General features: G+C 56.6%; 1 protein-coding gene. It reads left to right on the top strand.

Going from position 1 to position 258, the window contains the following annotated elements; translation table 11 throughout:
- Positions 1–258 (top strand): hypothetical protein (locus tag LD028_RS09170; protein WP_237811635.1); only part of this gene is annotated, 258 nt, incomplete at both ends.

The raw sequence follows: 258 nt of genomic DNA, 5'->3' as shown, positions 1-258 counted from the left end.
GAAACTGATCTATTCGTCCGGCCATGACCCGGTCCTGGAAGAGGACCTGAACGAGGAAGACGACGAAGAAACGGAAATCGTCGTCTCGCAAGCGGCCGCAGATGAAGAGGACGAAGACGACGAAGACGAGGCAGAATCCGAAGAAGAAGACGAGGACGACGGCGAGGAAGAAGACGGCGAGGAAGAAGACGACGAAGACGAGACGGACGAAGATGGGGACGAAGAAGACGAGGAAGAAGACGCAGACGGGTCCGATGA

Source organism: Anoxybacillus sp. LAT27, from assembly GCF_022030075.1.
GTDB lineage: Bacteria > Bacillota > Bacilli > Bacillales > Anoxybacillaceae > Anoxybacillus > Anoxybacillus kestanbolensis.
The sequence above is the reverse complement of the archived record's forward strand: the minus strand, read 5'-3'. Positions and strand labels throughout refer to the sequence as shown.